Here is a 22708-nt window from a genome sequence, read left to right on the forward strand (position 1 = left end):
GCCCTCTCCTTCAGTTCTGCGCGGTGCCGTGGGTGACGAACCTGCCGAGGCCCGCGATCAGGCGGTCGAGCACGAAACCGATGATGCCGACATAGAACAGCGCCAAAATGATCTCGCTGATATGCGAGGAGTTCCAGGCGTCCCAGATGAAGAACCCGATGCCCACGCCGCCGATCAGCATCTCGGCCGCGACGATCGCGAGCCAGGAGAGGCCGATTCCGATGCGCAGGCCGGTGAAGATGTAGGGCGCGGCCGCCGGGATCATGATCTTGCCGAAGAACTCCAGCGGATTGAGCTGCACGACGGCAGCGACGTTGCGGTAGTCCTGCGGGATGTTGCGGATGCCGACCGCGGTGTTGATGATGATCGGCCACACCGAGGTGATGAAGATGACGAAGATCGCCGAGGGCTGGCCGTCGCGGAAGGCGGCGAGCGAGAGAGGCAGCCAGGCGAGCGGCGGGATGGTGCGAAGGACCTGGAACAGCGGATCGAGTCCGCGCATCGCCCAGACCGATTGCCCGACCAGCGTGCCGAGCGCGATGCCGACGACGGCTGCGATCGAGTACCCATAGGCGACGCGCTGGAGGCTGGCGGAGAGATGCCAGAACAGGCCCTTGTCGATGCCGCCATGGTCGAAGAATGGATCGAGGATCAGCTCCTTCGTATCCTTGAACACTTTTGACGGTGGCGGCAGCGTCGAGCCGGCGCGGCGGCAGATGAGCTCCCAGACCAGCATCAACAGCGCGAGCACGACGAGCGGCGGGATGACGCGGACCGCGGTCTCCCTTGCCATCCGCGCGTAGGTCTCGGCGAGCGGCGGCCGCTTCGGCGTCATCGCGACGACCGGCGCGGTGGCGCCGGCGGAAGGCGCAACACCTTCAGCGCCGATCTTCTTCACAGGCATGTTCATCGAAATTTTTCTCCGGCTGCAATGGCAATGCGGCCGCCCATGGGCGGCCGCGGGAGCTATCAGACTTCGACGCGCTTGATCGCGAGCGACTTCAGATAGGCGGCCGGATTTTCCGGATCGAACACCTTGCCGTCGAAGAAGGTCTCCTTGCCGCGCGAGGTGGACGCCGGGATGTCGGAGCTTGCTACCCCGAGCGTCTTGGCGGCGTCCTTCCAGAGGTCCTCGCGGTTGACCTTGGCGATCAGCGCCTTGGTGTCGAAGCTAGGCTCGTACTTGCCCCAGCGGATATCCTCGGTGAGGAACCAGAGATCGTGGCTCTGGAACGGATAGGACGCGTTGTCCTTCCAGAAACGCATCTGCTGCGGCGAGTTCTCGACGATACGGCCTGTGCCGTAGTCGAACTTGCCCTTCATGCGGTCGGTGACGTCCTCGACCGGGCAGTTGATCCATTGGCGCTTGGCGCAGATCGTCGCTGCTTCCTCGCGGTTCTCGACCTTCTCCGCCCACTGCTGGGCTTCCATGACGGCCATCAACAGCGCCTTCGTCGCCTTCGGATACTTGTCGACGAAAGCGGCGCGCATGCCGAACGATTTTTCCGGATGCTTGTCCCACAGCTCGCCGGTGGTGATGGCGGTGTAGCCGATCTCCTGATGAATGAGCTGGAGATTCCAGGGCTCGCAGACGCAGAAGCAATCCATGGTGCCAACCTTCATGTTGGCGACCATTTGCGGAGGCGGCACGACGATGGTTTCGATGTCCTTGTCGGGATCGATGCCGCCGGCGGCGAGCCAATAGCGGATCCAGAGGTCGTGCGTACCCCCGGGGAAGGTCATCGCGGCCTTCACGGCCTTGCCGGAGGCCTTCTTCTTCTCCAGTGCGACCTTGAACGGCGCAGTGTCGATGCCGACCTTGATGTCGGCATATTCCTTGGCGACCGAGATGCACTGACCGTTCAGATTGAGTCGCGCCAGAATGTACATCGGCGTCGGCTGATTGTTCTGCGTCACCTTGCCGGCGGAGATCAGATAGGGCATCGGCGTGAGGATGTGCGCGCCGTCGATACCGTTACCTTCGGAGCCGAGCACGAGGTTGTCGCGCGTCGTGCCCCAAGAGGCCTGCTTCTGCACCTCGACGTCAGGCATGCCATACTTGGCGAAGATGCCTTTCTCCTTGGCAACGAACAGCGGGGTCGCGTCGGTCAGCGCGATGAAGCCGAGCTTGGCGCCTTTGACCTCGGGGCCTGCATCTTGGGCGAAGGCACCGGCGGGGAAATTCAGCTTGGCGGTGGCGAGAAGTGCGGCGGTGCTGCCGGTCGCCTTCAACAGTTGACGGCGGCTGAGGCCGCTCTCGGAGGGGCGGCGAATGCGCTTGGTCATAGGTCGTGTCGTCCTTTGCGTCGTTGCAGAAGCGGTGCGTCAGTGCACACGAGCCCGTCGGTCCGGTGACGCCGCCATTGGCGCATGCGAACGCATGGCGGGAGAAACCCCCGTCTGGTGGCGTCGGCAAATTCGGATGAACAGTCTCGCGGGACGGCATCAATGGCGTCGACACAAACTATTCAAGCTTTGTGCCAAGCGGAACGAGCCGAATCTGTCTTAAAACTCAAGGCATTAAAGCATGGGAACAGATGTCGCAGGCATCTGTTCCGCACGCGGAGTTTGCGGTCTGCACAGCTTTTGTGCGCCGCACATAAACTAGGCAGGCGCTGGAGAGGCCGTGCTCAGGCGTGCTCCGCGGCCTTCACCCCGAGCGGCTTGGGGGCCAAACCGCTACCCGGCTTGAGGCGGAATTCATAGGTCATCAGGTGCCAGGGCGCGGCCGCCTTGCCGCCGTCGGGCATCGCCGGATCAGCGCGTTTCTCGACCTTGGCGATCAGTTCGTCCTTGACCCCGAACACCACGTCGGAATCGAGATATTTGTCGCCGCCGATGAAGACGTGGGTGATCAGGGGCTCATAGCCCTTGGCGTTGACCAGGAAGTGCACGTGCGCGGGGCGCATCGGGTGGCGGTTGGTCTGCACGATCATCTCGCCCACCGGACCATCGGTCGGAATCGGATAGCTGCACGGCAGAATGGTGCGGAAGAAGAAGCGACCGTCGGAATCGGTGACGAAGCGCGCCCGCGCCGAGGCGCCGATCTCGTCGTAGTTCGGCTTCTGGGAATCGTAGAAACCATCGTCGTCGGCGTGCCAGACGTCGACGGGAACGTTCGCGAGGGGCTTGCCGTTCAGATCCGTGACGCGGCTCTGAACGAACATCTTCTCGCCGGTCACGTTATGAGGCGAGATGTCGGTGCCATGTGCGGTCACCTTGTGCTCACCGACATAGAAAGGACCGAGCACCGTCGTCTCGGTGGCGCCGTCGCGGTCGCGGTGGTTCACCGCGTCGACCAGCATGGAGACGCCGAGCACGTCGGATAGCAGAATGAACTCCTGGCGGGTATCGGTGCACTTCTGGCCGGTGCGGGTCAGGAAATCGATCGCATAGTCCCATTCCTCGAAGGTGAGACCGGTCTTGCTCACGTAATCGTGCAGCGACTTCACCAATTCCTGGAGCAGGAATTTTGCACGCGGATTGGGCGTGTTGTCGAAGCTATTGACGACGGCTTCCGTGAGCTCGGTCTCGTTGAATTGGGTCATTTCTCTTTCCCGCTGTCCGATTTTCTCGTTATTTGGCCTGACGGCGTTCCGCCGCGGAGCCTACACCAGTCGGGGAGGCCGCGTTAAGCGCGACCGGCTTGGAATAGGGTCCTCATTTCGGCTATCACGTCCTCACAAGAACACTCCGGAGGAAAGTTTCCGATGCTCGCCCCCACCCCCGCCTCGCCCGAATCCGTCGGCATGTCCAAGGCCGCGCTCGACCGCGTCGATGCGCATCTGAAGAACCGGTATATCGATGCCGGCCGCTTCCCGGGAACGCAGCTCCTGATCTATCGCCGCGGCAAGATCGCCCACCGCTCGGTGCTTGGCTTTGCCGATGTCGAGCGCGAGGTGCCAGTCAAGGACGACACCATCTACCGCATCTATTCCATGGCCAAGCCGCTCACCAGCGTCGCCTTCATGATGCTGGTCGAGGAAGGCCTCGTCGCGATCGACGAGCCCGTCGCCAAATACATTCCGGAATGGAAGGACCTCGGCGTCTTCGTTGCCGGCACGAACCCTGCGTTCCTGACCCGGCCGCCGTCACGGCCGATGCAGATCGTCGACCTCCTGAGGCACACCTCGGGGCTGACCTACGGTTTCCAGCAGCGCTCCAATGTCGATGCCGCCTATCGCGAGCAGAAGATCGGCGAGGTCGAGAAGGCCGGCACGCTGCAGACCATGATCGAGGGGCTGACCAAGATCCCGCTGGAGTTCTCGCCTGGCGATGCCTGGAACTACTCCGTCTCCACCGACGTGATCGGCTATCTCATCGGCAAGATCTCGGGCGTGCCCTTCGAGCAGTTCTTGAAGCAGCGCATCCTCGATCCGCTCGGCATGACCGACACCGATTTCCACGTGCCAGCCTCCAAGGCGCATCGCTTCGCGGCCTGCTATTCCGCTGACCCGCAAGGCAGCATGACCTTCCATGCCGGCCAACGCCGCCAGGGCCTGACGCTCCAGGACGACCCGATGACGAGCTCGTTCCTGTCGCCCCCAGACTTCATCTCCGGCGGCGGCGGATTGTGCTCAACAGTCGCCGACTACCTCACCTTCTGCCGCGCGCTGCTCAATGGCGGCGAACTCGGCGGTGTCAGGCTGATCGGGCCGAAGACGCTGGCGTTGATGACGACCAACCACATTCCGGGCGGACGCACACTGCCCGACGTGTCCCGCTCGCTGTTCTCTGAGGCGACCTACAATGGCATCGGCTTCGGCCTCGGCTTCGCCGTGACCATGCGGCCGGCAGAGACGCTGATCGCCGGCAGCCCTGGCGAGTACAATTGGGGTGGCGCGGCCACGACCTCGTTCTGGATCGACCCCGCCGAGGAGCTGATCACGATCTTCATGACGCAGGTGCTGCCGTCGAGCGCCTATCCGATCCGGCGCGAGCTGCGCAGCATGGTCTACGCGGCGATCACCGAGAGCAATCTGTAACCGCACCATTGGGCGGGCTTCGGCGCTTCAACGCGGAGGCCCGTTCGCTCCATCCTCGGCCTTGTCCTCCCAGTCCTCCCACGCCACGTCGTTGATCTCGAGATAACGAGACACCGCGACCCCGATGGTTGGGAAGAAGTATTTCTCGCCTAGCTGCGCGAACAAGCCAAATCGCTTCAGCTTGTCCTTGACAGGGTCCTTGAGCTCGGCAAAGCACAGCTCGATCCCCTGCGTGTGCAGCGCTTCATCGAGTTCGGCGACCATGTCGCAGGCTGTGACGTCTACGCTCGTGACCGGCTCTGCTGCAACGACCAGCCAGCGTACGGGCGTCGGCGATGTCGCTATGGCATGCAGAATGCGTTCCTTGAAGAATTCGGCGTTGGCAAAGAACAGAGGCGCATCCCATCGAAACAGGACAAGCCCGGGGATTCGGCGTGCATCCGGATATCTTGTGATGTCGTGATAGCCTTTGACGCCGTGGGCGCGCCCCAATACGGCAGAATGCGGGCGCCAACCGTCCCAGAGGAACTCGGCAATGGCGATCGCGATTGCCAGCCCTATTCCTGGAATTACCCCGAGCACTGCCACACCGACAAAGCAGACGATCGCCAACCAAAACTCCCACCGCTGAATGCGATAGATTCGTTTCAGATCGGCCACCTCGATCAAGCCGATCGCCGAGGTGATGACCACAGCGGCCAATGCCGCGCTCGGCAAATGCTGAAGGAGGTTTGGCGCCGCCAGCAACAGCACGACGATGGCAAGCGCGCCAACGACGCTGGTGAGCTGGGTGCGCGCACCGGCAGCTTCCGCAACGGGTGTGCGCGAACTGCTGCTGCTGATCGAGAACCCCTGAAAAAAGCCGGTCGCCAGATTGGCGACGCCGAGGCCCACCAACTCCTGGTTAGGGTCGACCGGCGTCCCCAATCGTGCCGCATAGGCCCGTGAAAGCACGCTGGTATCTGCAAATGATATCAGCGCTATTGCGCAACCTCCGACCAGCACAGGGACCATGTCACCGTAGCTGATCCAGGGAACGACGAAGCCGGGCAGCCCCTGAGGAAGGGGACCCAGGACCTTCACGTCATAAGGCGCTGCGAGACCCAGCGCGCCGACGACAACCGTCGCGCCAAGGACCGCTATCAGAATGCCCGGGAGCCGCTTGCTGTTCCTGAGAAGCAGGATCACGATCAACGTGCCGAGCCCGATCCCAAACGCGACCCAGTTTGTCCGCCCATCGTGAATTGCGCCGCCGATCGCCAACAGACTTCGCAGAGGTCCTTCGCTCTCAATCGAGAAGCCCATGAGCTTCGGCAGCTGGCTGATCAATACGGTCAACGCGATTCCGTTCATGTAACCGTAGCGTATCGGCTTGGAGAGAAGCTCGGTCACAAAGCCCAGGCGCGCGAGACCCGCCAGAATGCAGACCATCCCTGAAACGATCGCCATCATGCCCGCGAGCGTCGCGGCCCGCAGGGGATCACCACCGGACAACGGAGCGACAACGCCCAGGATAACCCCTGCCAGAGCGGAGTCCGGGCCAAGGACGAGAATGCGGCTTGGGCCAAACAACGCGTAGACTAGTAGCGGCACGATCGTTGCGTACAGACCATAGATGCCGGGCAACCCCGATGCCGCGGCGTAGGCGATTCCGACCGGGACCAGCATTGTCGCGAGGACAATTCCGGCGAAGATATCGTGCCGAAGCCACGCTGCCTCATATCGACGGAGTGTGTCGAGCCCCGGCAGCCAGTGGATCCAATGCTTCATTGGCGCTCGCTCCCAAACCCGGCCTGGGCTCGTTGGCCGCGATCAGCGAGGTTGGAATCCAGCGCAGGCTAATACGCCCTTGGCAGGCTGAACAGTGGCGCGGTGTCACGCGAGTGACGAAACAGAATGCGGTGCAAAATCCGACGCACCGGCATCCGCCGCTGCGCAATCACCGAGAGCAATCTGCAGAATTGCCTGGTCACGAGAAAAGGGCCTCGGCGAATTCTCGCCGTGGCCCTGACGTGTCGGCCTCAGTGCATGTGACCAATCAGATAAATACCGCCACCGATCACGAGAACAGCGGGCACGGCCCAGAGGATGAAGACTGGTGGCATCGTGACCTCCCTCAGTTCGACGTGCAGACCTTGACGGTCTTCATGCCGGTCTCGGCCTCGGTGCGCGACTTGTAGACAGTGCCGGCCGGACCGACGACGGTCATCGACGATTCCGTCGGCTTCTTGTCGACGACGGTGCATTTCTTCGTCTTGACGTCCTGGACGACGTAGAACTCGTCGGCCGCCAACGCCGGCGCGACGAAGGCAGCGATCATCACCGCCGCGGTTGCGATCCTCAGTTTCATTGTTCCTCTCCTTGCCGAACCTTTTGGTTTCGGCAATTCGACAACAGGAAAAACTGGCAGATCGTTCCTTTGCCAATGTTTCCCTAGGGATCATTTCGCAATGAACGAACCGTCGTGAACGTTCAGCAGCGCGAAGTTCAATCTCCGATCTGGACGCGGAATGCGGTGCAAAATCGCTCGACCGGGATTTCTCGACAAAATGGAAAACCCGTGGCGCAACGCGGACGCTGCCCGTATGCTCCTGCATGATCCGGCGGCGTCGCGCCGGAACCAGGGCGCCCGCGTTGTCAAAGTTCACACTGCCCGTACGGCTCGCGCTCCTCGTCATGGGGACGATGCTGCCCTTGATCGTCTTCGCCGTCGGCATCGTCTTCTACAATTACGCACAGGACCGCAGCGATGCGAACCGCCGCGTGCTGGAAACGGTGCGCAGCATACGCCTGGTGCTCGATGCCGAGGTGCAGCGGATGACCGGGGGCTTGCAGGTGCTCGCGCTCACCGACGCGCTGCGCAGCGGCGACTTCCAAGGCTTTCGCCGCATCGCCTCAGGCTTTCTCGACCAGTACGGCAAGGATGGCGTCGTGCTGGTCTCGGACCGCCAGGGACGGCTGTTGTTCTCCTCGGTCACAGAGGACACCGCGGGCCTGCCACAGCGCAACAACACCGAAATCGTGGAGAAGGTCTTCGCAACCAGGTTGCCGCAATATTCCGACCTGTTCCGCGGCGCGATCAAGCAGCGCCAGGTCGTCACCGTGGAAGTCCCCGTGCTGCGCGACGGCGAGGTGATCTACGCTCTCACCTTCAGCCCGCCGCTCGACATCTTCCAGACGCTGGTCGAGAAGCAACGGCCCGACGAACACTGGACGGTGTCGCTGCTGGACAGCAAGGGCATCGTGTTCGCACGCGCGCCCAACCCGGGCGACACGTTCGGCAAGCGCGCCACGTCGTCGCTCTATGACGAGATGTTCCGCAAGGGCGAGGCGTCCTTGTCGGCGGTCTCGCTCGACAACGTTCCGCTCAGTGCTGCCTATACGCGGTCGCGGCTGACAGGCTGGACGGTTGCTGCCGGCGTCGCCGAAAGCTCGCTGGTCGCGCCGCTCTGGCGCAACATCGCGATCACGAGCCTGATCGGCGGCGTGCTGCTCCTGACCGGGCTTGGCTTTGCCCTGCGGATGGCCGCCACCATCGCGCGCGGCGAAATGCTGCATAATTTGCTCATTGAAGAGCTCAACCATCGCGTCAAGAATACCCTCGCCTTGATGCAGGCGATCGCGGTGCAGTCGTTCCGCAGCGCAAGCCGCGACGAGCGCACCAAGTTCGAGGGGCGCCTCGGCGCGCTTGCGGAAGCGCACAATCTCCTCAGCCAGGAGAAGTGGCAGGGCTCCGATCTGAAGGAGGTCGTTGCCCGCGCACTGGACCCGTTCTTGCTGAACAATCCGGACCGCATCCGGATGAACGGACCAGCGGTGCCGCTGTCGCCGCGCCTCGCCGTCGTGCTGTCGATGATCGTGCACGAGATGGCGACCAATGCCGCCAAGTACGGCGCGCTGTCCAACGAGACCGGAACGGTTGCGCTGGACTGGGAGGTCACCGCGGTTATGCCCAAGCCGCGGCTGCGGCTGATCTGGACCGAGCGCGGCGGTCCGCCTGTGTCGGCTCCCGTGCAACGCGGCTTCGGCTCCCGCCTGATCGAGCGCAGCGCACGCGATCAGCTCGGCGGCGAAGCGACGGTGGACTTCCTGCCGCGCGGCGTCGTCTACACGATTAGCTGCGCGCTGGACGGGCCGCGGTAGCGACCGGTCCTAGCCGATGCTCTGGAGCACCGGAAAGGTCTCGAGCAGCCAGATGCTCATGTTGCTGATCGCTCCGGTGAGAAAGAAAATTCCGGTGATCACCATCAGCACGCCCATGGCACGCTCGACGTTGACGAGATGGCCCTTCAGGCGCGCGAACAGCGCCGAGAACTGCTCGATCAGGAGTGCTGCAATCAGGAAGGGAATGCCGAGCCCCGCGGAATAGACCGCTAGCAGGCCGGCTCCCTTGGTCACCGTCGCCTCCGCAGCGGCGATCGAGAGGATCGCAGCGAGGATCGGCCCGATGCACGGCGTCCAGCCGAAGGCGAAGGCAAGCCCCATGATATAGGCGCCCCACAGGCCGACCGGCTTGGGGATCGGCAGCCGCCCTTCCCGCATCAACAGGCTGATACGCGTCAAACCGAGGAAGTGCAGGCCCATCACGATGATGACGACGCCGGCGAGGATCGAGAGCTCGGCCGACCAGGCGCGGATCACGCTGCCGATCAGGGAGGCGCTGGCGCCCAGCGCAATGAAGATGGTCGAGAAGCCAAGCACGAACAGCAGCGCCGACATCATGACCGCGCGCCTGGAGGCGGACGGCTTCTCGTTGCTCTCGACGTGCTCGATCGTGGCGCCGGTCAGATAGATCAGATAGGGCGGAACCAGGGGCAGAACGCAGGGCGAGAGGAAGCTGACGAAGCCGGCAAGCAGCGCCGCCGTGATCGAAACATTTTGCATGATGCAGTCGGGGCCATCTCAAGGCCCGCACCGCGCGCAAGGGGAAGCGCGCCGGAATTTGGGCCTAACAGCCCTTGGTGTAACCGATGCAGGGCAATGCGCAACAGAGGTGGGGGAAACCAAGGCTCCTCCCGATGCCGCCTGTGATCACAGATGCGGCATCGGGACACGCACAAATCTCGCGGATGCGAGAGATGGCGGCGCGGTTATTTCACCACGCGGAGCAGCGGACGCCGGGGCTGGTCCTGCGTCTGCTTGGAACGGGAGGCGGATTCGCTGGCAGCGCCCCGCAGCATTTCGTCGCACAACGCCCGAAGCTCGGTATTGTCGACGCCTTTGAGTTTCATCCGCAAATCGAGAATTGCGATCGAGAGCAAATCGACCGTCTCGCGGACCTGGTTCTCACCGAGAACCCGACGGCACTCCTCGAGCGTTTCGAGCACCGACTGCAATTGTTCATCTGAATGCGACACCGGAGTTCTTTCGTTAGTTCAACCTGTGAGAATGAATGGCAACGATCCCCGCGGCCCCTAGTTGCGGGCGAAGATAGCACGACGAATCCAAGCCTTCGAACACGATTTCAGCGCGTCCGGGCCCGAAAATCGCAGTTCCCTTGCAAGAAAAGCTTTGCGTGACCGCCAGAGCACGGCGCGTCAGCATAATTGGATTTTTCGGCAATGTTGGTTCTGCGAGGGACAATCGAAAGACGGGCGCCAAGCCGGACTTGCGACCCATGCCCTCCGATTTCGGAGAGCCCGATATCCACGCAGTGTTCTCAAGGCTCGCAACTGAACGCACGCGACACCCCTCATCCGGACGATCGACTGCCCGATTCCCAGCCCCTGGCGCACTCCAATACCTCCCACGACACGGTAAGTATGGCGTTAAAAACTCGCCACCCCCGCAACCCGCCGTGGTTGTGGTTTGCCCAAGATTCTGCCAGTTTAGCCAGCTGAAAGGACTTGTATGCACCTCATGGCGGAAAGGGGCGTTCCTCTGGAAGAACGCCAGAAAGCACTCCTCGGCGGCCTCTCGGATTGGGATGCGGCCAGGATATTCCTTGAGGTCGTACGTTGCGGCAGCTTCCGCTCAGCGGCCGAGCGCCTTTCGCTCTCCATCAATGCCGTCCGTCGGAAGATCGACGATTTCGAGCGCCAGATCGGCGCCACCCTGTTCACCCGGGACGTGCACGGCACCCGTTTGACCGACGAAGGAGCGATGGTGGTCTCGGCCGTAGAGCGGATGGAGGCCGCGACCTTCGACGTGCTGCGCGCCAGCGACACGCTCGCCGGCACGTCCGGCGAGGTTCGGGTCGCGGTCACCGAGGGACTCGGCACCTTCTGGCTGGCGCCGCGGCTGGTCGAATTCCAGCAGAGCTATCCCAACATCCTCGTCGACCTGCACTGCGCGATGCGCTCGGCCGATGTCTCCCGGCACGAGGCCGATGTCGCCATCCATCTGTCGCGCCCCTCAGCGCTCGACATCAAGCTAGTGCGGCTCGGCCGCATGCACCTGATGTTCTGGGCGGCCGAAAGATACATTCAGAAACATGGCGCGCCGCGCACGGCTCACGAATTGATCAAGCACCGCCTGGTGCTGCAATTCGCCGACCAGATCGCGGCCAAGGAAACATTCGAGAGCTTCTTCCCGGGCGTTGCGGAGCGTGACCTTCTGGTCATGAAGACCAACGTCTCAAGCGCCAACTACTGGGCTGTCGCGAACGGTGCCGGAATCGGCGTATTCCCGAGCTATGCCATCGCGCTCGGCGGGAAGTTGATACCACTGGAGGTCGCGTTGAACCGACCGCTGGATATCTGGTTGTCCTACCATCCAGGTAGCGGCCGGATTCCAAGGGTGCGGCACATGATTGACTGGCTGATCGAAGCCTTCAATCCGGCTCGCTTCCCGTGGTTCAAGGATGAATTCGTGCATCCGCGCGAATTCAAGGAAGTGTACATGGGCGAACCCCTGACCCAACTCTTCGGGGGATTTTCAACCGAAGAACGGTGAGAAAAAGTATGAAAACAGCGGCGAAGAGAATGAAGCAGCGCAGTGCCGGCAAGCCGGACATTGAGCTTGGCAAACGGATCAGGTTGCGGCGCGTCGAGATGAAAATCTCGCAGGCTGAGCTTGGCGAGAAGCTGGGCGTCAGCTTCCAGCAGGTCCAGAAGTATGAAAAGGGCGTCAATCGTGTCGGCGCGGCCCGTCTGCAGCAGATCGCTTCGGCGCTCGACGTGCCCGTCACCTTCTTCTATGACGGCGACAACAAGGCGCGCGAAGTCGAGAGCCTTCTGTTCCTCGACAGCGCCTTCAGCCTCCGGCTGCTGCGCGCCTACAGCAAGATCAAGGACCAGACGGTGCAGCGTCAGCTCGTCTCGCTGATGGAATCGATCGCGGCGAACGAAAGCTGAGCGATCGACGGCTGGGCAGTCGGCCGTCCATCGGACTTGATGTTCAATCCGCCGCGTCGCGGGGGCGCGGCTGGATTGGACGGGACTTCGCCGCGCGCCGGACGCGCGGCTTTTGCTTTTTTGGGGCCTCCTTCTGAACGGGTCCCCTTGCTGCTTTTCGTCCGTTTCCGGCGCGTTTTTCACGAACCGATCCGAGCCGTCGAACGACCAAATCGAAGGGGGATGGGCCGGGACGCCTGCGTTTAATCGGACCGCAATCCCCATGCCCTAGCCTGCCGCCGCCTCGCGAATCGCCGAAAGCCGCGCCCGCGGCACTATTGCAAGACCATCACGCGAGCGCCCGTCCGGGCCTCGACTTTCCAAGGGGAAGATCAGAGACATGTTGAAGCGCCAAGCGATGATCGTTGCGGTTGGCCTGTTCGCGAGCGCGTCGGCTCTTGCGCAAACCGAAACCACCGGCCAGGCCGGCCCCGCAAGGCCCGCTGCCGGAGCGCCGGCCGGCACGACGCCCGCGACGGCCAATCCGGCCCACACGGCGGCGCCGAAGGCCGCTACAACGCCTGCCTCGACCCCGGAGTCACGCTCAGCCGCCGCGCTTGCGCTGTCGCATGAGCCGACCTTCGACGAAGGTTCGGCCCAGCGGATCAAGGACGCCGCGCTGAGCTACTCCGACCTCGCCGTGCGCGGCGGCTGGCCGACGCTTCCAGCGGATGCGAAGTTCGCAGCTGGCACGCAGGGGCCCAATGACGAGCTGCTGCGCAAGCGCCTGATCGCCTCCGGCGACCTCGCCGACGACAAGGCAAGCGGCGCCTTCGACCAGGATCTGACTGAGGCCGTGAAGCGCTTCCAGGCGCGCCATGGTCTGGCATCGACCGGCACGATGACACCGCGCACGATCGCGGCCATGAACGTCTCGGTGCAAAAGCGCATCCGGCAGCTCGAGGCGTCGCTGGAGCGGCTCCAGAACACCAACTTCGGCTTCGGGCAACGCTATGTCGTGGTCAACATCCCCGCGGCCTTTGCCGAGGCAGTCGAGAACGACGTCGTGGTGCGGCGCTATCGTGTGATCGTCGGCAAGACCGAGAAGCCGTCGCCGACGCTGACGGCCGAGATCACCGGCGTCGTCCTCAATCCGACCTGGACCGTGCCCTCCTCGATCGCCAAGACCGAAATCTCCGCGCATATGCGGAAAGATCCGACCTATTTGTCGCGCATGCATATGGAGGTGCTCGACGGCCACGACAATCCGATCGATCCGCATTCGGTCGACTGGTCGGGCACGCACACGCCGAACTTCACCGTGCGCCAGCAGAACGGCACGTTCAACGCGCTCGGCGCGGTCAAGATCGACATGCCGAACTCCTATTCGGTCTACATGCACGACACCAACCAGCGCAATCTGTTCAGCGACGACTATCGCTTCGATTCCCACGGTTGCTCGCGCGTCGACAATGTCCGCGATCTCGCGGCCTGGCTGCTCAAGGACCAGCCGAAGTGGAACCGCGCCGCGATCGACGCCGAGATTGCCACCGGGCAACACCTGGAAGTCACAATGGCCAAGAAGGTGCCAGTGGCCTGGATCTATCTCACGGCATGGATGACCAAGGACCAGACCATCCAGTTCCGCAACGACGTCTATAACCAGGACGAGCAATTGCTGGAGGCGACCGCCGAGGAGGCTGCGTTCTTCGGCATTGCCGCCAACCACCCGCTGACCGCGCATATGGCGCAGTAGGCGCGGTATGGCCGCTCGAACCAAAATCTGAAAAACAACCCCATGCAAAGTAGCCGAGACGACTGCCGATCGACTACGGATTTAGCGAAATGCGCTTGACACGTCGGGCAAGTCAGGGGCAATAGTCGATCATCGCGCAATCCACGAAAAGACAACCGTGGCCTGTCCAAGACTGGGCCCGCGACGGTTGACCTTGCCACAGCGCCTGCCGCACATTGCTCCCGCCAACGACAAGCGGGTGAGCGATGCCGGATACGTCCAACACGACTGACACGTCCTACGCCGACGGCAAGATCCTAAAATCGTCCACCGACGGCGTCGGCGTGATCATCTTCAACAATCCCGACAAGCGCAATGCGATGTCGCTCGAGATGTGGGAGGGATTTGGCGAGGCGCTGACGAGCTTGCGCGACGATGACGCGGTGCGCGTGGTGATCCTGCGCGGCGCCGGCGGCAAGGCTTTCGTGTCGGGCGCCGATATCAGCCAGTTCGAGAAGCAGCGCCACAACGCGGCAGCCTCCGAAGACTACGCGAAGCGCAGCGCCGCGCAGCGGGCGCTGCTCGCAGACTACCCCAAGCCGACGATCGCCTGCATCCAGGGCTTTTGCCTCGGCGGCGGCATGCAGGTCGCAATGCTCGCCGATATCCGCATCGCCGCAGCGAGCAGCCAGTTCGGAATCCCCGCGGCAAGGCTCGGCATCGCCTATGGCTATGACGGCCTGCGCCACCTGGTCTCGCTAGTCGGACCTTCCTGGGCGCGGCTGCTGATGTACACGGGCATGCGGATCGATGCGGCAGAAGCGCTGCGGATCGGGCTCGTAGAACGCGTGATCCCCGACGATGAGCTCTGGGGCGAGACCATGGCGATCGCCAAGACAATTTCCGAGAATGCGCCGCTCGCAATCAAGGCCGCTAAGATCACCATTTCCCAGGTGCTGAAGGACGAGAGCCAGCGCGACATGGACGCGATCAAGGCCATCGGCACCGCCTGCATGGACAGCGAAGATTTTCGTGAGGGCCGGCAGGCCTTCATGGAAAAGCGCAAGCCGCAGTTCCGGGGGCGGTGACGACTGCCTCTCTGGTCGGAGCCGCCGCCCACCTGGAGCGAGTTGGACTCGCGCTCGCCCTCCAACCTCCGTCATTGCGAGCGCAGCGAAGCAATCCAGGCTGCTTCCGCGGGAAGATTCTGGATTGCTTCGCTACGCTCGCAATGACGATGTGAAGAGCATCGCGATTTGGAACCGCTCGCACGTCAGATGACGTGAACCGATATTCAGGAAGATTAAATTCCTCCCGGACCTGTGCGCACATTGCAACCAACCAATCGCGCGACGGTTCTCTCGGCACCAACGAGGGAGATTGTGATGAAACTCAGATTTGCTGTGCTTGGCCTGGCGGCCATGGGCGGTGTTGCGCTCGCGTCGGGGCAGGCTCTGGCGGCAATGCCAAATGGCATTCCGCCGGCCGATCGTATCGCCAGCGGCCCGGCTGCCAATGTCGATCAGGTGCGCTGGGTCTGTAACCCCTGGGGCCGCTGCTTCTGGCGACCGAACTATTATGGCGCCTACGGCTTCTATGGTCCGCGCCGCTTCGGACCTCGCCCGTGGGGCTGGGGTCACCGTCACTGGCGCCGCTGGTGATCGACAGAGGGGCCTAACGGGCCCCTTTTCCTTGTTGACCCCCGCCTAAGGCGACTGTCCTAGTTCATCTTCTTGCGGAGCCTTTCCGCGATCAGACGTTGCGATTCGGCGTATTCTTCCACGATCTTCCGCGCTTCGTCTGTGCGCTCTGTATTCTCTTGCTCGCTCGGCAGCTTCTTGTCGTCATCCATTGGCACTCCTCCTCGCCGCCGTAACGGCAGAGGAAGAAGATCGTTCCTATTGGGCGCGATAGGGATCAGGTCCCGCCGTCATGAACGTTCTCGATGTTGCTCCAGGAGCCGACGTAGGAAAACGGTCCGTTTGGCCCAATTCTTGAACCTAACCTCAGGCGATGCGGCGCGTGTGCGCCGGCAGCAGCTCAGCGGCTTTTCCGAACCGTGCATTTGACTACGTCGCCGCAGGGCAGTGCTCTCCTGCCAATCGAGATGTGCTATGATCCGGTGAGAAGCCTGGATTACCCGTCGGCGTCCTGCCACGTTATTGTCTGCAACCGGCATGCTCAACAATCCCATCATCGTGCAAAAATTCGGCGGCGTTTGTCTTGAAACACCGGCAAAGATCCGTGCGGTGGCAGGTAGTCTGGCAGATTTGCGCAGCCGTGGTTATCGCGTCGTGGCGATCGTTTCAGCGATGGGTAAGGCCACCGACGACCTGGTCAGGATGGCTTATCAGGTAAGCCCGCATCCCAACCGCCGTGAACTGGATATGTTGCTGACGACCGGCGAGCGCATCAGCATGTCCTTGATGAGCATGGCACTGTCCGACCTTGGTGTGCCGGCCATCAGCTTTACCGGCAGTCAGGCCGGAGTGATGACCGACGACTCCCATTCGTCCGCGCGCATTTTGGATGTGCGGCCCACTCGCGTGCTCGACGAACTTGGTCGCGGACGAATCGTGGTTTTGGCGGGCTTTCAGGGCGTGAACCCGGTGACAAAAGAAATCACCACGTTGGGTCGCGGCGGCAGTGACACCACTGCGGTCGCCATGGCCGCGGCGCTGAAGGCCGAGTGCTGCGAAATCATCAAGGAGGTCGATGGAGTTTGCTCGGCCGATCCGCGCATCGTGCCGAATGCAGAGCCATTGCGTCGGCTGGATTTCGCGTGTCTATCCGAAATGTGCTTTTGGGGCGCCAAAGTTTTGCATTTTCGTAGCGTGGAGCTGGCACAAAGCCAAAACGTGGTCTTGAGTCTCAAGAAATGGGGCGGCGCCGAATACAGCACGCAAGTGATCAAAGAGGTCGTCGGAATGGAAACAGGAAAAGCCCTGGCGGTCAACTCGTTGGCGCGCATTGAACATGTAGAGATCGATTCGACGGATCTCAATCAGGGCTTTGAGAAATTCGCGCAGCATCTCAAAGAACACGACTTGTCCTGGCCACAACTCCTCGCCTCTGCTTTCGCCGCCGGAAAAACGCGCATTATGCTTTCTAGCGATTCGGAGTCTCTCGACACTCTGCTGCGCACGCTCGAGCGGAGCAACGACTTGCGTAAACATCGTGAGACCTTAAGCTCGGTGAGCCTCACTTGCTTCGGCGCCGTTTCTTCAGCCTTGCCATTTAAGGCGATTCAGATTCTGAAACAGCACGGAATCATCGTCGACAAATATGTTCTGTCCCCCCATTCGGTAAATTTGTTTGTTCCTGTGGAGAGCCGCGAGGCCGCAGTCAGAGCTTTGCATTCGCTGATCTAAACGAGCGTCCGCGATGCAGCTCCAGAGGTCGCCTTCTGGGCCCTGACCAAAGCAATGCTGAGGCGTCGGCTCCCGAGAGTAAATCGGAACCAGAATTGAGTGATCCCGGATGTCCGCGCGTGACCCCTTCGGCGACCTCCAGCGACATCGGCTAATAAGCCGCTGTCCGCGAACAAGCGGACATCACAGGACACAATTCTGGATACAACAGCCTAGAGCGCGGCAAGCACCGCTTTCGCGATGTCTGCGGTGCCGTTGCTGCCGCCAAACTCCATCGGCTTGATGCCGCCGGCATAGACCTGATCCACCGCGCGCTCGATTTGTTCGCCGGCCTCCGCGGCGCTTTCCACACCGTGCTTGTCAGCGAGCCAGTCGAGCATCATCGCGGCCGACAGGATCATGCCGGTGGGATTGGCCTTGCCCTGCCCCATGATGTCGGGCGCGGTGCCGTGGCAAGGCTGGAACACGGCATACTTGTCGCCGATGTCGGCCGACGGCGCCATTCCCATGCCGCCGATCAGGCCAGCGGTAAGGTCGGAGAGGATGTCGCCGAACATGTTCTCCATCACCATGACGTCGAAATCCCAGGGTCGCTTCACCAGCATCGCCGAGCAGGCATCGACATAGAGGCGATCCGCCTTCACCGCGGGGTGGTGCTTCGCCGCCTCGTCGAACATGTCGCGGAAGAAGGCAAAGGCCTTGAACACATTCGCCTTGTCGACGCAGGTGAGCGCGCCCGGCTTACCCCGCGACTTGCGCCGCTCGGCCAGACGGAAGGAGAATTCGAACAGACGCTCTGACGTCTTGCGCGTAATGACCAGCGTTTCGCGTGCGTCCTCATGCGTGACGATGCCCTTTCCCATCGACGCAAACAGGCCCTCGGTGGACTCGCGGATCACGACGAGATCGATGCCGCGCGCATCGGCACCGACGATCGGGCTCGGCACGCCCGGGATGAGGCGCGCCGGGCGCACGCCGGCATAGAGATCGAAGTGAAAGCGCAGCTCGACCTGAGGCATGATCTCGGTATTGTCGGGATAGCGCACCGACGGCAGCCCGCAGGCGCCGAGCAGGATCGCATCGGCCTCCTCGCACAGCTTGATCGTGGTATCAGGCATCGACTTGCCGGTGGCGAGATAATTGTTGGCGCCGGCCGGCGCCTCGGTGAAGCGGAAGCCGAGCCCTGCCTTCTCGCCGACCTTGCGCAGCACCTCCAGCGCCGGTGCCATGACTTCGGGACCGATGCCGTCACCGGCGAGCACGGCAATGTGGAACGCGTTATTTGCGGACATGGGATTTCCTGAGCAAAGACCGGAGCCACACTGTCATTGCGAGCGAAGCGAAGCAATCCAGAAATGCATCCGCGGAGACAGTCTGGATTGCTTCGCAGAGCCGGTCATCGGCCGCGCCCCGCGCGGCCCCGTTGGCTCGCAATGGCGGAGGATAGCGCGTACACTACGGCGTCAGCACCGTGCGTCCAACCACCGCGCCCTGCTGCAATTGCACGAGCGCGTCGTTGGCCTTGTTGAGCGGCAATGGCGTCACCGGGATCGGCGGCACCTTCTTTGACCGAACAAGGTCGAGCAATTCCTGGGTCTCGCGCAAATTGCCGACATAGCTGCCCTGAATTGTCACCGCCTTGATCGGGATCAGCGGCAGCGCCCAGGTGGCGCCGCCACCGAACAGGCCGACGATGACGAGCTTGCCGCCCTTGGTCAGGCAGTCAAAGCCGAGCTGCGTTGTCGCCGCGTTGCCGACGAGATCGACCACCGCGCGGATCGGGCCGCCCGCCTTCCTGGCGAGTTGCTCCAGCGCATCCGGCGCTTTGGGATCGACGGTGGCGAGGGCGCCGGCCTTCTCGGCCGCCTCGCGCTTCTTGGCATCGATATCGACCATGATCGCGCCCTTGCCGCCCATAGCCTTGAGCAGCGACAGCGCCATCAGGCCGAGGCCGCCGGCGCCGAACATCACGATCGGCGTGTCGAAATGCTGCTCGACCTTTTTCAACGCGCTGTAGGTGGTGACGCCGGAGCAGGCGTAGGGCGCAGAGGTGGCAGGATCTAACCCCCTGAGATTGAGCAAATAGCGCGGATGCGGCACCAGCATGTGATCGGAATAGCCGCCGTCGCAATAGACGCCGAGCGAGCGCGGCGTCAGGCACATGTTCTCGTCGCCGGCCAGACACGTCGCGCATTTGCCGCACCCGATCCAGGGATAGACGAGACCAACGTCGCCCTTGTTCAGGTCGCCCTGGTCCGACGGTTTCACGTCGGGACCAAAGGCCAGGATCTCTCCGACCGTCTCATGGCCCATCGTCAGGGGCAGCGCGATGCCGCGGTCCTTCAACGAGAGCGGCTTGCGTCCATGGCCGAGATCATAGCCGCCTTCCCAGATGTGCAGGTCGCTATGGCAGACGCCGGCCGCCTTTACCTTGATCAGCACCTGCGTGCCCGAGGGCTGCGGTGTCGGCTCGTCGAATTCCTTCAGCGGCGCTTTGAAATCGGCGACCTTGAAGCTCTTCATGGCGTCTCTCCCGCTCAATTCTTGTTTTCATGCGCAACCTTGCCACGTCCTGCGGCGCAAAACAAACGGCGCTGTCTCAGGTTACGTCAGCGGATGATGGCACGCCGCGAGCTGGCCCGGCGCGACTTCGCGCAGCTCAGGCATCTGCGCTGCGCATCGCTGATCCGCGCGCGGACAGCGGGTGCGAAAGCGGCAACCGGATGGCGGCGCGATCGGCGAAGGAGGCTCGCCCGTGGCGACACTCCCGGCGGGCCGCACGTCGGGATCGGGGACCGGAATGGCCTCGAGCAGCAGCGCCGTGTAGGGATGCGCGGGCTTCGCGAACAATTGCTCTGATGGCCCGACCTCGCAGAGCCGTCCGAGATACATCACTGCGACGCGGTCGCTGACGGCTTTGACCACCGCCAGATCATGCGCGATGAACAGCAGCGTGAGGCCGAACCGCGCCTTCATCTCCTCAAGCAGATTGAGGATCTGCGCGCGGATCGAGACGTCGAGCGCCGAGACCGGCTCGTCGCAGACGATGAATTCGGGATTGAGCACCAGCGACCGCGCGATCGAGATGCGCTGGCACTGGCCACCGGAGAACTCATGCGGCAGGCGGCCGACCACGAGATCGGGATCGAGGCCGACCGCGCTCAGGACCTCGTGGACGAGCTGCGTGCGCTTCTCCGCATCCTTGATGCCGGCGATGATCAGGGGCTCTGCGACGATGTCGCCGATGCGCCGGCGCGGATTGAGCGAGGCGATCGGATCCTGGAAGATGAGCTGGACGCGGCGCCGCATTTTGCGCAGCGGCTCGCCCTGCATGGCCGTCAGGTCCTCGCCGTCGAACAGCACACGACCGGACGTTGCGCGGCGCAGTTGCAGCACCGCGCGCCCGAGCGTCGACTTTCCGCAGCCGGACTCGCCGACCAACCCCAGCGTCTCGCCGCGCGCAACGTCCAGGCTGACGCCAGAGACCGCGTGCACAATCTTGTTGCCGAGGCCATACTCAACGACCAAATTGTCCACCTTCAACAGCGGCTCGTCGGACTTCGCGCGGGCGGCGACCTGCATCATGCGTCAAGACCTTCGGCCATCTGGATCGGATGGAAGCAGGCGTAGAGGTGCCCAGGCATTTCGGCGCCTGTCAGTTCCGGCTTCGCCTGATGGCAGCGGCCGGCGGCATAGCGGCAGCGGGGCGCGAAGGAGCAGCCTTGCAGAGGTCGGGTCGGATCGGGCGGGCGGCCCGAGATCGCCGGAAGCGGCGTATGCGGCGCGGTCTCGAGCTTCGGGATCGCGGCCAGCAGCGCCTCGGTATAGGGCATGTGCATCCGCTTGAAGAGCGCAGGCGTCGGCGCGCGCTCGACCACCCTGCCCGCATACATCACCGCGACCTCGTCGGCGCGGCCGGCGACGACACCGAGATCATGGGTGATCAGGATCATCGCCATGTGGCGACGGCGCTGCTCGCGCGCCAGGAGATCGAGGATCTGCGCCTGGATGGTCACGTCCAGCGCCGTGGTCGGCTCGTCCGCGATCAGGAGTTTTGGCTCGCAGGACAGCGCGATGGCAATCGCGATGCGCTGGCGCATGCCGCCGGAGCATTGATGCGGATACTGCGCAAGGCGCTGCTCCGGCGCGGGGATGCCGACGGCCGCGAGCAGCTCGATGCTGCGCTTTCGCGCGGCCGGCGCGTCGAGCTCGAGGTGCTCCTGGATCGTCTCCATCAATTGCGTGCCGATGGTCAGCACAGGGTTGAGGGAGGTCATCGGATCCTGGAACACGACAGCCAGGTCGCGCCCACGTAGCCGCCGCAGGCTCTCCGCATCAAGCCGCACCAGATCCTGGCCGTCGAACATGACGCGTCCGGTAAGCTTCGCCTTCTTCGGCAGAAGCTGAAGGATGGCGCGCGACAGCATGGTCTTGCCGCAGCCGGACTCGCCAACGATGCCGAGCGTGCGGCCCGCCTCCAGCGCAAGATCGACATGGTCCACCGCACGCAGATTGCCGCGCGGTGTCGGCAGCTCGACCGCGACGTCCTCGATCGACAGCAACGGTGCGCTCATAGCGCCCCCTGACGCGGGTCGGTGAGCGCCCGCAAAGTGTCGCCGATCAGGTTGAAGGCCAGCACGGTGAGGAACAGCGCGGTTGCCGGTAGGAAGGCAAGCCGCGGCGCGATATCGAGGCTTTCGCGCCCCTCCCCGATCATGCTGCCCCAACTCGCCATCGGCGGCGGCACGCCCAATCCGAGGAACGACAGCGCACCCTCGACCACGATGGTCACGGCGACGGCGAGCAGGAAGAACGCGAGCAGCGGCAGAATGACGTTCGGCAACAGCTCGCGCAGCAGGATGCGTGCATGCGTGGCGCCGAGCGCCTCGGCCGCGATCACGAATTCGCGCCGCGCCAGCGTCAGCGTGGACGCACGCGCCACCCGCATGAAAGCGGGAATGCCGAGCACACCCAGGATGAACGTGAGATTGGGGATCGACTGGCCGAGATAGGCAGTTACTGCGAGCGCGAAGACCAGCGGCGGAAAGGCGAGCAGCACGTCCATGCTGCCGACCACTAGCACTACTCTGGCAGATTTTTAGTGGTGGCGAGATTTTTGGGATTCTCAAGAGAGTGCTTGCGTGATTCATAAGAGGTCGGCTCATGGAGGGCCGATCAATGAACGTGGACTGGCGGGCTGATCTCGATCGCTGGCTAGCGCCGTTTGTCGCGGCACTACGGCACAAGACGAGGGCGCGGATGTGTCCAGCCTATATCGCGGGGCTGATTGGTCCAGGAGACCGCAAGAGCATTCAGCCGATGGCGACGCGCGCTAGCGACGTC

The 22708-nt window shown here is 63.0% G+C and carries 21 protein-coding genes and 1 pseudogene; 10 read left to right on the forward strand and 12 right to left on the reverse strand.

The genetic code is table 11. The annotated features are described in order from the left end of the window. Positions 1-10: 10 nt before the first annotated feature. From ntrB to YUU_RS0129100, 3 genes are all read right to left on the reverse strand, one after another. Positions 11-910, reverse strand: coding sequence for a nitrate ABC transporter permease (gene ntrB / locus YUU_RS0129090; protein WP_027525547.1), 900 nt, complete (start codon positions 908-910; stop codon positions 11-13). A 59-nt stretch (positions 911-969) separates the two neighbouring features. Continuing rightward, on the reverse strand, positions 970-2286 hold the full coding sequence (locus YUU_RS0129095) for a CmpA/NrtA family ABC transporter substrate-binding protein (protein ID WP_027525548.1): 1317 nt from the start codon (positions 2284-2286) through the stop codon (positions 970-972). 344 nt (positions 2287-2630) lie between these two features. Continuing rightward, a complete protein-coding gene (locus YUU_RS0129100; RefSeq protein WP_027525549.1) occupies positions 2631-3548 on the reverse strand; it encodes an intradiol ring-cleavage dioxygenase in 918 nt (305 codons plus the stop codon). Positions 3549-3710: 162 nt separating this feature from the next. On the opposite strand from YUU_RS0129100, the gene YUU_RS0129105 reads away from it, so the two are divergent. Next, positions 3711-4985 carry a serine hydrolase gene (locus YUU_RS0129105; RefSeq protein WP_027525550.1) on the forward strand — a complete coding sequence of 425 codons (1275 nt, stop codon included), beginning with the start codon at positions 3711-3713 and terminating at the stop codon, positions 4983-4985. A gap of 27 nt (positions 4986-5012) precedes the next feature. Here the strand turns inward: YUU_RS0129105 and YUU_RS0129110 are convergent, their stop codons facing one another. Both YUU_RS0129110 and YUU_RS0129115 read right to left on the reverse strand, forming a co-directional pair. Beyond that, positions 5013-6755, reverse strand: coding sequence for a SulP family inorganic anion transporter (locus YUU_RS0129110; RefSeq protein ID WP_027525551.1), 1743 nt, complete (start codon positions 6753-6755; stop codon positions 5013-5015). A gap of 346 nt (positions 6756-7101) precedes the next feature. Beyond that, a complete protein-coding gene (locus tag YUU_RS0129115; protein ID WP_027525552.1) occupies positions 7102-7335 on the reverse strand; it encodes a hypothetical protein in 234 nt (77 codons plus the stop codon). A gap of 335 nt (positions 7336-7670) precedes the next feature. Here YUU_RS0129115 and YUU_RS0129120 point away from each other — a divergent pair, with 335 nt between their 5' ends. Continuing rightward, positions 7671-9128 carry a sensor histidine kinase gene (locus YUU_RS0129120; RefSeq protein WP_051389936.1) on the forward strand — a complete coding sequence of 486 codons (1458 nt, stop codon included), beginning with the start codon at positions 7671-7673 and terminating at the stop codon, positions 9126-9128. A gap of 9 nt (positions 9129-9137) precedes the next feature. Here the strand turns inward: YUU_RS0129120 and YUU_RS0129125 are convergent, their stop codons facing one another. Further along, a complete protein-coding gene (locus YUU_RS0129125) occupies positions 9138-9869 on the reverse strand; it encodes a cytochrome c biogenesis CcdA family protein (RefSeq protein ID WP_035663622.1) in 732 nt (243 codons plus the stop codon). 194 nt (positions 9870-10063) lie between these two features. Between YUU_RS0129125 and YUU_RS60390 the strand changes: the two genes are divergently transcribed. The 6 genes from YUU_RS60390 (at position 10064) to YUU_RS0129155 (ending at position 15655) form a co-directional block, all read left to right on the forward strand. Further along, complete coding sequence (locus YUU_RS60390; RefSeq protein ID WP_198031845.1) at positions 10064-10333, forward strand: hypothetical protein; 270 nt, start codon at positions 10064-10066, stop codon at positions 10331-10333. Between the two features lie 502 nt (positions 10334-10835). Beyond that, positions 10836-11879 carry a LysR family transcriptional regulator gene (locus tag YUU_RS0129135; protein ID WP_027525556.1) on the forward strand — a complete coding sequence of 348 codons (1044 nt, stop codon included), beginning with the start codon at positions 10836-10838 and terminating at the stop codon, positions 11877-11879. Between the two features lie 29 nt (positions 11880-11908). Beyond that, positions 11909-12280, forward strand: a complete 372-nt coding sequence (locus tag YUU_RS0129140) for a helix-turn-helix domain-containing protein (RefSeq protein WP_020608151.1) — start codon at positions 11909-11911, stop codon at positions 12278-12280. Positions 12281-12659: 379 nt separating this feature from the next. Beyond that, positions 12660-14015, forward strand: coding sequence for a murein L,D-transpeptidase (locus YUU_RS0129145; RefSeq protein WP_027525557.1), 1356 nt, complete (start codon positions 12660-12662; stop codon positions 14013-14015). Between the two features lie 245 nt (positions 14016-14260). Then, complete coding sequence (locus YUU_RS0129150) at positions 14261-15082, forward strand: enoyl-CoA hydratase (protein ID WP_027525558.1); 822 nt, start codon at positions 14261-14263, stop codon at positions 15080-15082. Between the two features lie 297 nt (positions 15083-15379). Then, positions 15380-15655: a hypothetical protein gene (locus YUU_RS0129155; RefSeq protein ID WP_027525559.1), complete on the forward strand. Its 276-nt coding sequence runs from the start codon at positions 15380-15382 to the stop codon at positions 15653-15655. A 59-nt stretch (positions 15656-15714) separates the two neighbouring features. Here YUU_RS0129155 and YUU_RS62415 read toward each other — a convergent pair whose 3' ends face one another. After that, entirely contained in the window at positions 15715-15846 is a 132-nt protein-coding gene (locus YUU_RS62415; protein WP_256375313.1) for a hypothetical protein, read from the reverse strand. Between the two features lie 325 nt (positions 15847-16171). Between YUU_RS62415 and YUU_RS0129165 the strand changes: the two genes are divergently transcribed. Next, positions 16172-17365, forward strand: coding sequence for an aspartate kinase (locus YUU_RS0129165; protein ID WP_027525560.1), 1194 nt, complete (start codon positions 16172-16174; stop codon positions 17363-17365). A gap of 212 nt (positions 17366-17577) precedes the next feature. Here the strand turns inward: YUU_RS0129165 and YUU_RS0129170 are convergent, their stop codons facing one another. From YUU_RS0129170 to YUU_RS52050, 5 genes are all read right to left on the reverse strand, one after another. Next, the gene (locus YUU_RS0129170; protein WP_027525561.1) at positions 17578-18657 is read right to left on the reverse strand and encodes an isocitrate/isopropylmalate dehydrogenase family protein; all 1080 of its coding nucleotides are present in this window, start codon (positions 18655-18657) and stop codon (positions 17578-17580) included. 163 nt (positions 18658-18820) lie between these two features. Beyond that, positions 18821-19888, reverse strand: coding sequence for an alcohol dehydrogenase (locus tag YUU_RS0129175; protein WP_027525562.1), 1068 nt, complete (start codon positions 19886-19888; stop codon positions 18821-18823). A gap of 81 nt (positions 19889-19969) precedes the next feature. Beyond that, complete coding sequence (locus YUU_RS0129180; RefSeq protein ID WP_027525563.1) at positions 19970-20950, reverse strand: ABC transporter ATP-binding protein; 981 nt, start codon at positions 20948-20950, stop codon at positions 19970-19972. After that, a complete protein-coding gene (locus YUU_RS0129185) occupies positions 20947-21939 on the reverse strand; it encodes an ABC transporter ATP-binding protein (protein ID WP_027525564.1) in 993 nt (330 codons plus the stop codon). Before YUU_RS0129185 ends, YUU_RS0129180 begins: the two co-directional genes overlap by 4 nt. After that, the gene (locus YUU_RS52050) at positions 21936-22442 is read right to left on the reverse strand and encodes an ABC transporter permease (RefSeq protein WP_245288119.1); all 507 of its coding nucleotides are present in this window, start codon (positions 22440-22442) and stop codon (positions 21936-21938) included. Before YUU_RS52050 ends, YUU_RS0129185 begins: the two co-directional genes overlap by 4 nt. A gap of 64 nt (positions 22443-22506) precedes the next feature. Between YUU_RS52050 and YUU_RS56750 the strand changes: the two are divergent. Continuing rightward, positions 22507-22708, forward strand: a pseudogene (locus YUU_RS56750) (transposase); the annotation flags it as partial.

Origin of the sequence: Bradyrhizobium sp. Ec3.3, assembly GCF_000472925.1 — a bacterium.
Taxonomy (GTDB): domain Bacteria; phylum Pseudomonadota; class Alphaproteobacteria; order Rhizobiales; family Xanthobacteraceae; genus Bradyrhizobium.

What these genes read in the sequence shown, in the direction of transcription:
- YUU_RS62415 (WP_256375313.1), bottom strand. Translation starts at nt 15,846, where the DNA reads ATGGATGACGACAAGAAGCTGCCGAGCGAGCAAGAGAATACAGAGCGC.
- YUU_RS0129155 (WP_027525559.1), top strand. Translation starts at nt 15,380, where the DNA reads ATGAAACTCAGATTTGCTGTGCTTGGCCTGGCGGCCATGGGCGGTGTT.
- YUU_RS0129125 (WP_035663622.1), bottom strand. Translation starts at nt 9,869, where the DNA reads ATGCAAAATGTTTCGATCACGGCGGCGCTGCTTGCCGGCTTCGTCAGC.
- YUU_RS0129120 (WP_051389936.1), top strand. Translation starts at nt 7,671, where the DNA reads ATGCTGCCCTTGATCGTCTTCGCCGTCGGCATCGTCTTCTACAATTAC.
- YUU_RS0129150 (WP_027525558.1), top strand. Translation starts at nt 14,261, where the DNA reads ATGCCGGATACGTCCAACACGACTGACACGTCCTACGCCGACGGCAAG.
- YUU_RS0129175 (WP_027525562.1), bottom strand. Translation starts at nt 19,888, where the DNA reads ATGAAGAGCTTCAAGGTCGCCGATTTCAAAGCGCCGCTGAAGGAATTC.
- YUU_RS0129180 (WP_027525563.1), bottom strand. Translation starts at nt 20,950, where the DNA reads ATGATGCAGGTCGCCGCCCGCGCGAAGTCCGACGAGCCGCTGTTGAAG.
- YUU_RS0129185 (WP_027525564.1), bottom strand. Translation starts at nt 21,939, where the DNA reads ATGAGCGCACCGTTGCTGTCGATCGAGGACGTCGCGGTCGAGCTGCCG.
- YUU_RS0129095 (WP_027525548.1), bottom strand. Translation starts at nt 2,286, where the DNA reads ATGACCAAGCGCATTCGCCGCCCCTCCGAGAGCGGCCTCAGCCGCCGT.
- ntrB (WP_027525547.1), bottom strand. Translation starts at nt 910, where the DNA reads ATGAACATGCCTGTGAAGAAGATCGGCGCTGAAGGTGTTGCGCCTTCC.
- YUU_RS0129110 (WP_027525551.1), bottom strand. Translation starts at nt 6,755, where the DNA reads ATGAAGCATTGGATCCACTGGCTGCCGGGGCTCGACACACTCCGTCGA.
- YUU_RS0129170 (WP_027525561.1), bottom strand. Translation starts at nt 18,657, where the DNA reads ATGTCCGCAAATAACGCGTTCCACATTGCCGTGCTCGCCGGTGACGGC.
- YUU_RS0129165 (WP_027525560.1), top strand. Translation starts at nt 16,172, where the DNA reads ATGCTCAACAATCCCATCATCGTGCAAAAATTCGGCGGCGTTTGTCTT.
- YUU_RS0129105 (WP_027525550.1), top strand. Translation starts at nt 3,711, where the DNA reads ATGCTCGCCCCCACCCCCGCCTCGCCCGAATCCGTCGGCATGTCCAAG.
- YUU_RS60390 (WP_198031845.1), top strand. Translation starts at nt 10,064, where the DNA reads ATGGCGGCGCGGTTATTTCACCACGCGGAGCAGCGGACGCCGGGGCTG.
- YUU_RS0129140 (WP_020608151.1), top strand. Translation starts at nt 11,909, where the DNA reads ATGAAGCAGCGCAGTGCCGGCAAGCCGGACATTGAGCTTGGCAAACGG.
- YUU_RS0129145 (WP_027525557.1), top strand. Translation starts at nt 12,660, where the DNA reads ATGTTGAAGCGCCAAGCGATGATCGTTGCGGTTGGCCTGTTCGCGAGC.
- YUU_RS0129115 (WP_027525552.1), bottom strand. Translation starts at nt 7,335, where the DNA reads ATGAAACTGAGGATCGCAACCGCGGCGGTGATGATCGCTGCCTTCGTC.
- YUU_RS0129100 (WP_027525549.1), bottom strand. Translation starts at nt 3,548, where the DNA reads ATGACCCAATTCAACGAGACCGAGCTCACGGAAGCCGTCGTCAATAGC.
- YUU_RS0129135 (WP_027525556.1), top strand. Translation starts at nt 10,836, where the DNA reads ATGCACCTCATGGCGGAAAGGGGCGTTCCTCTGGAAGAACGCCAGAAA.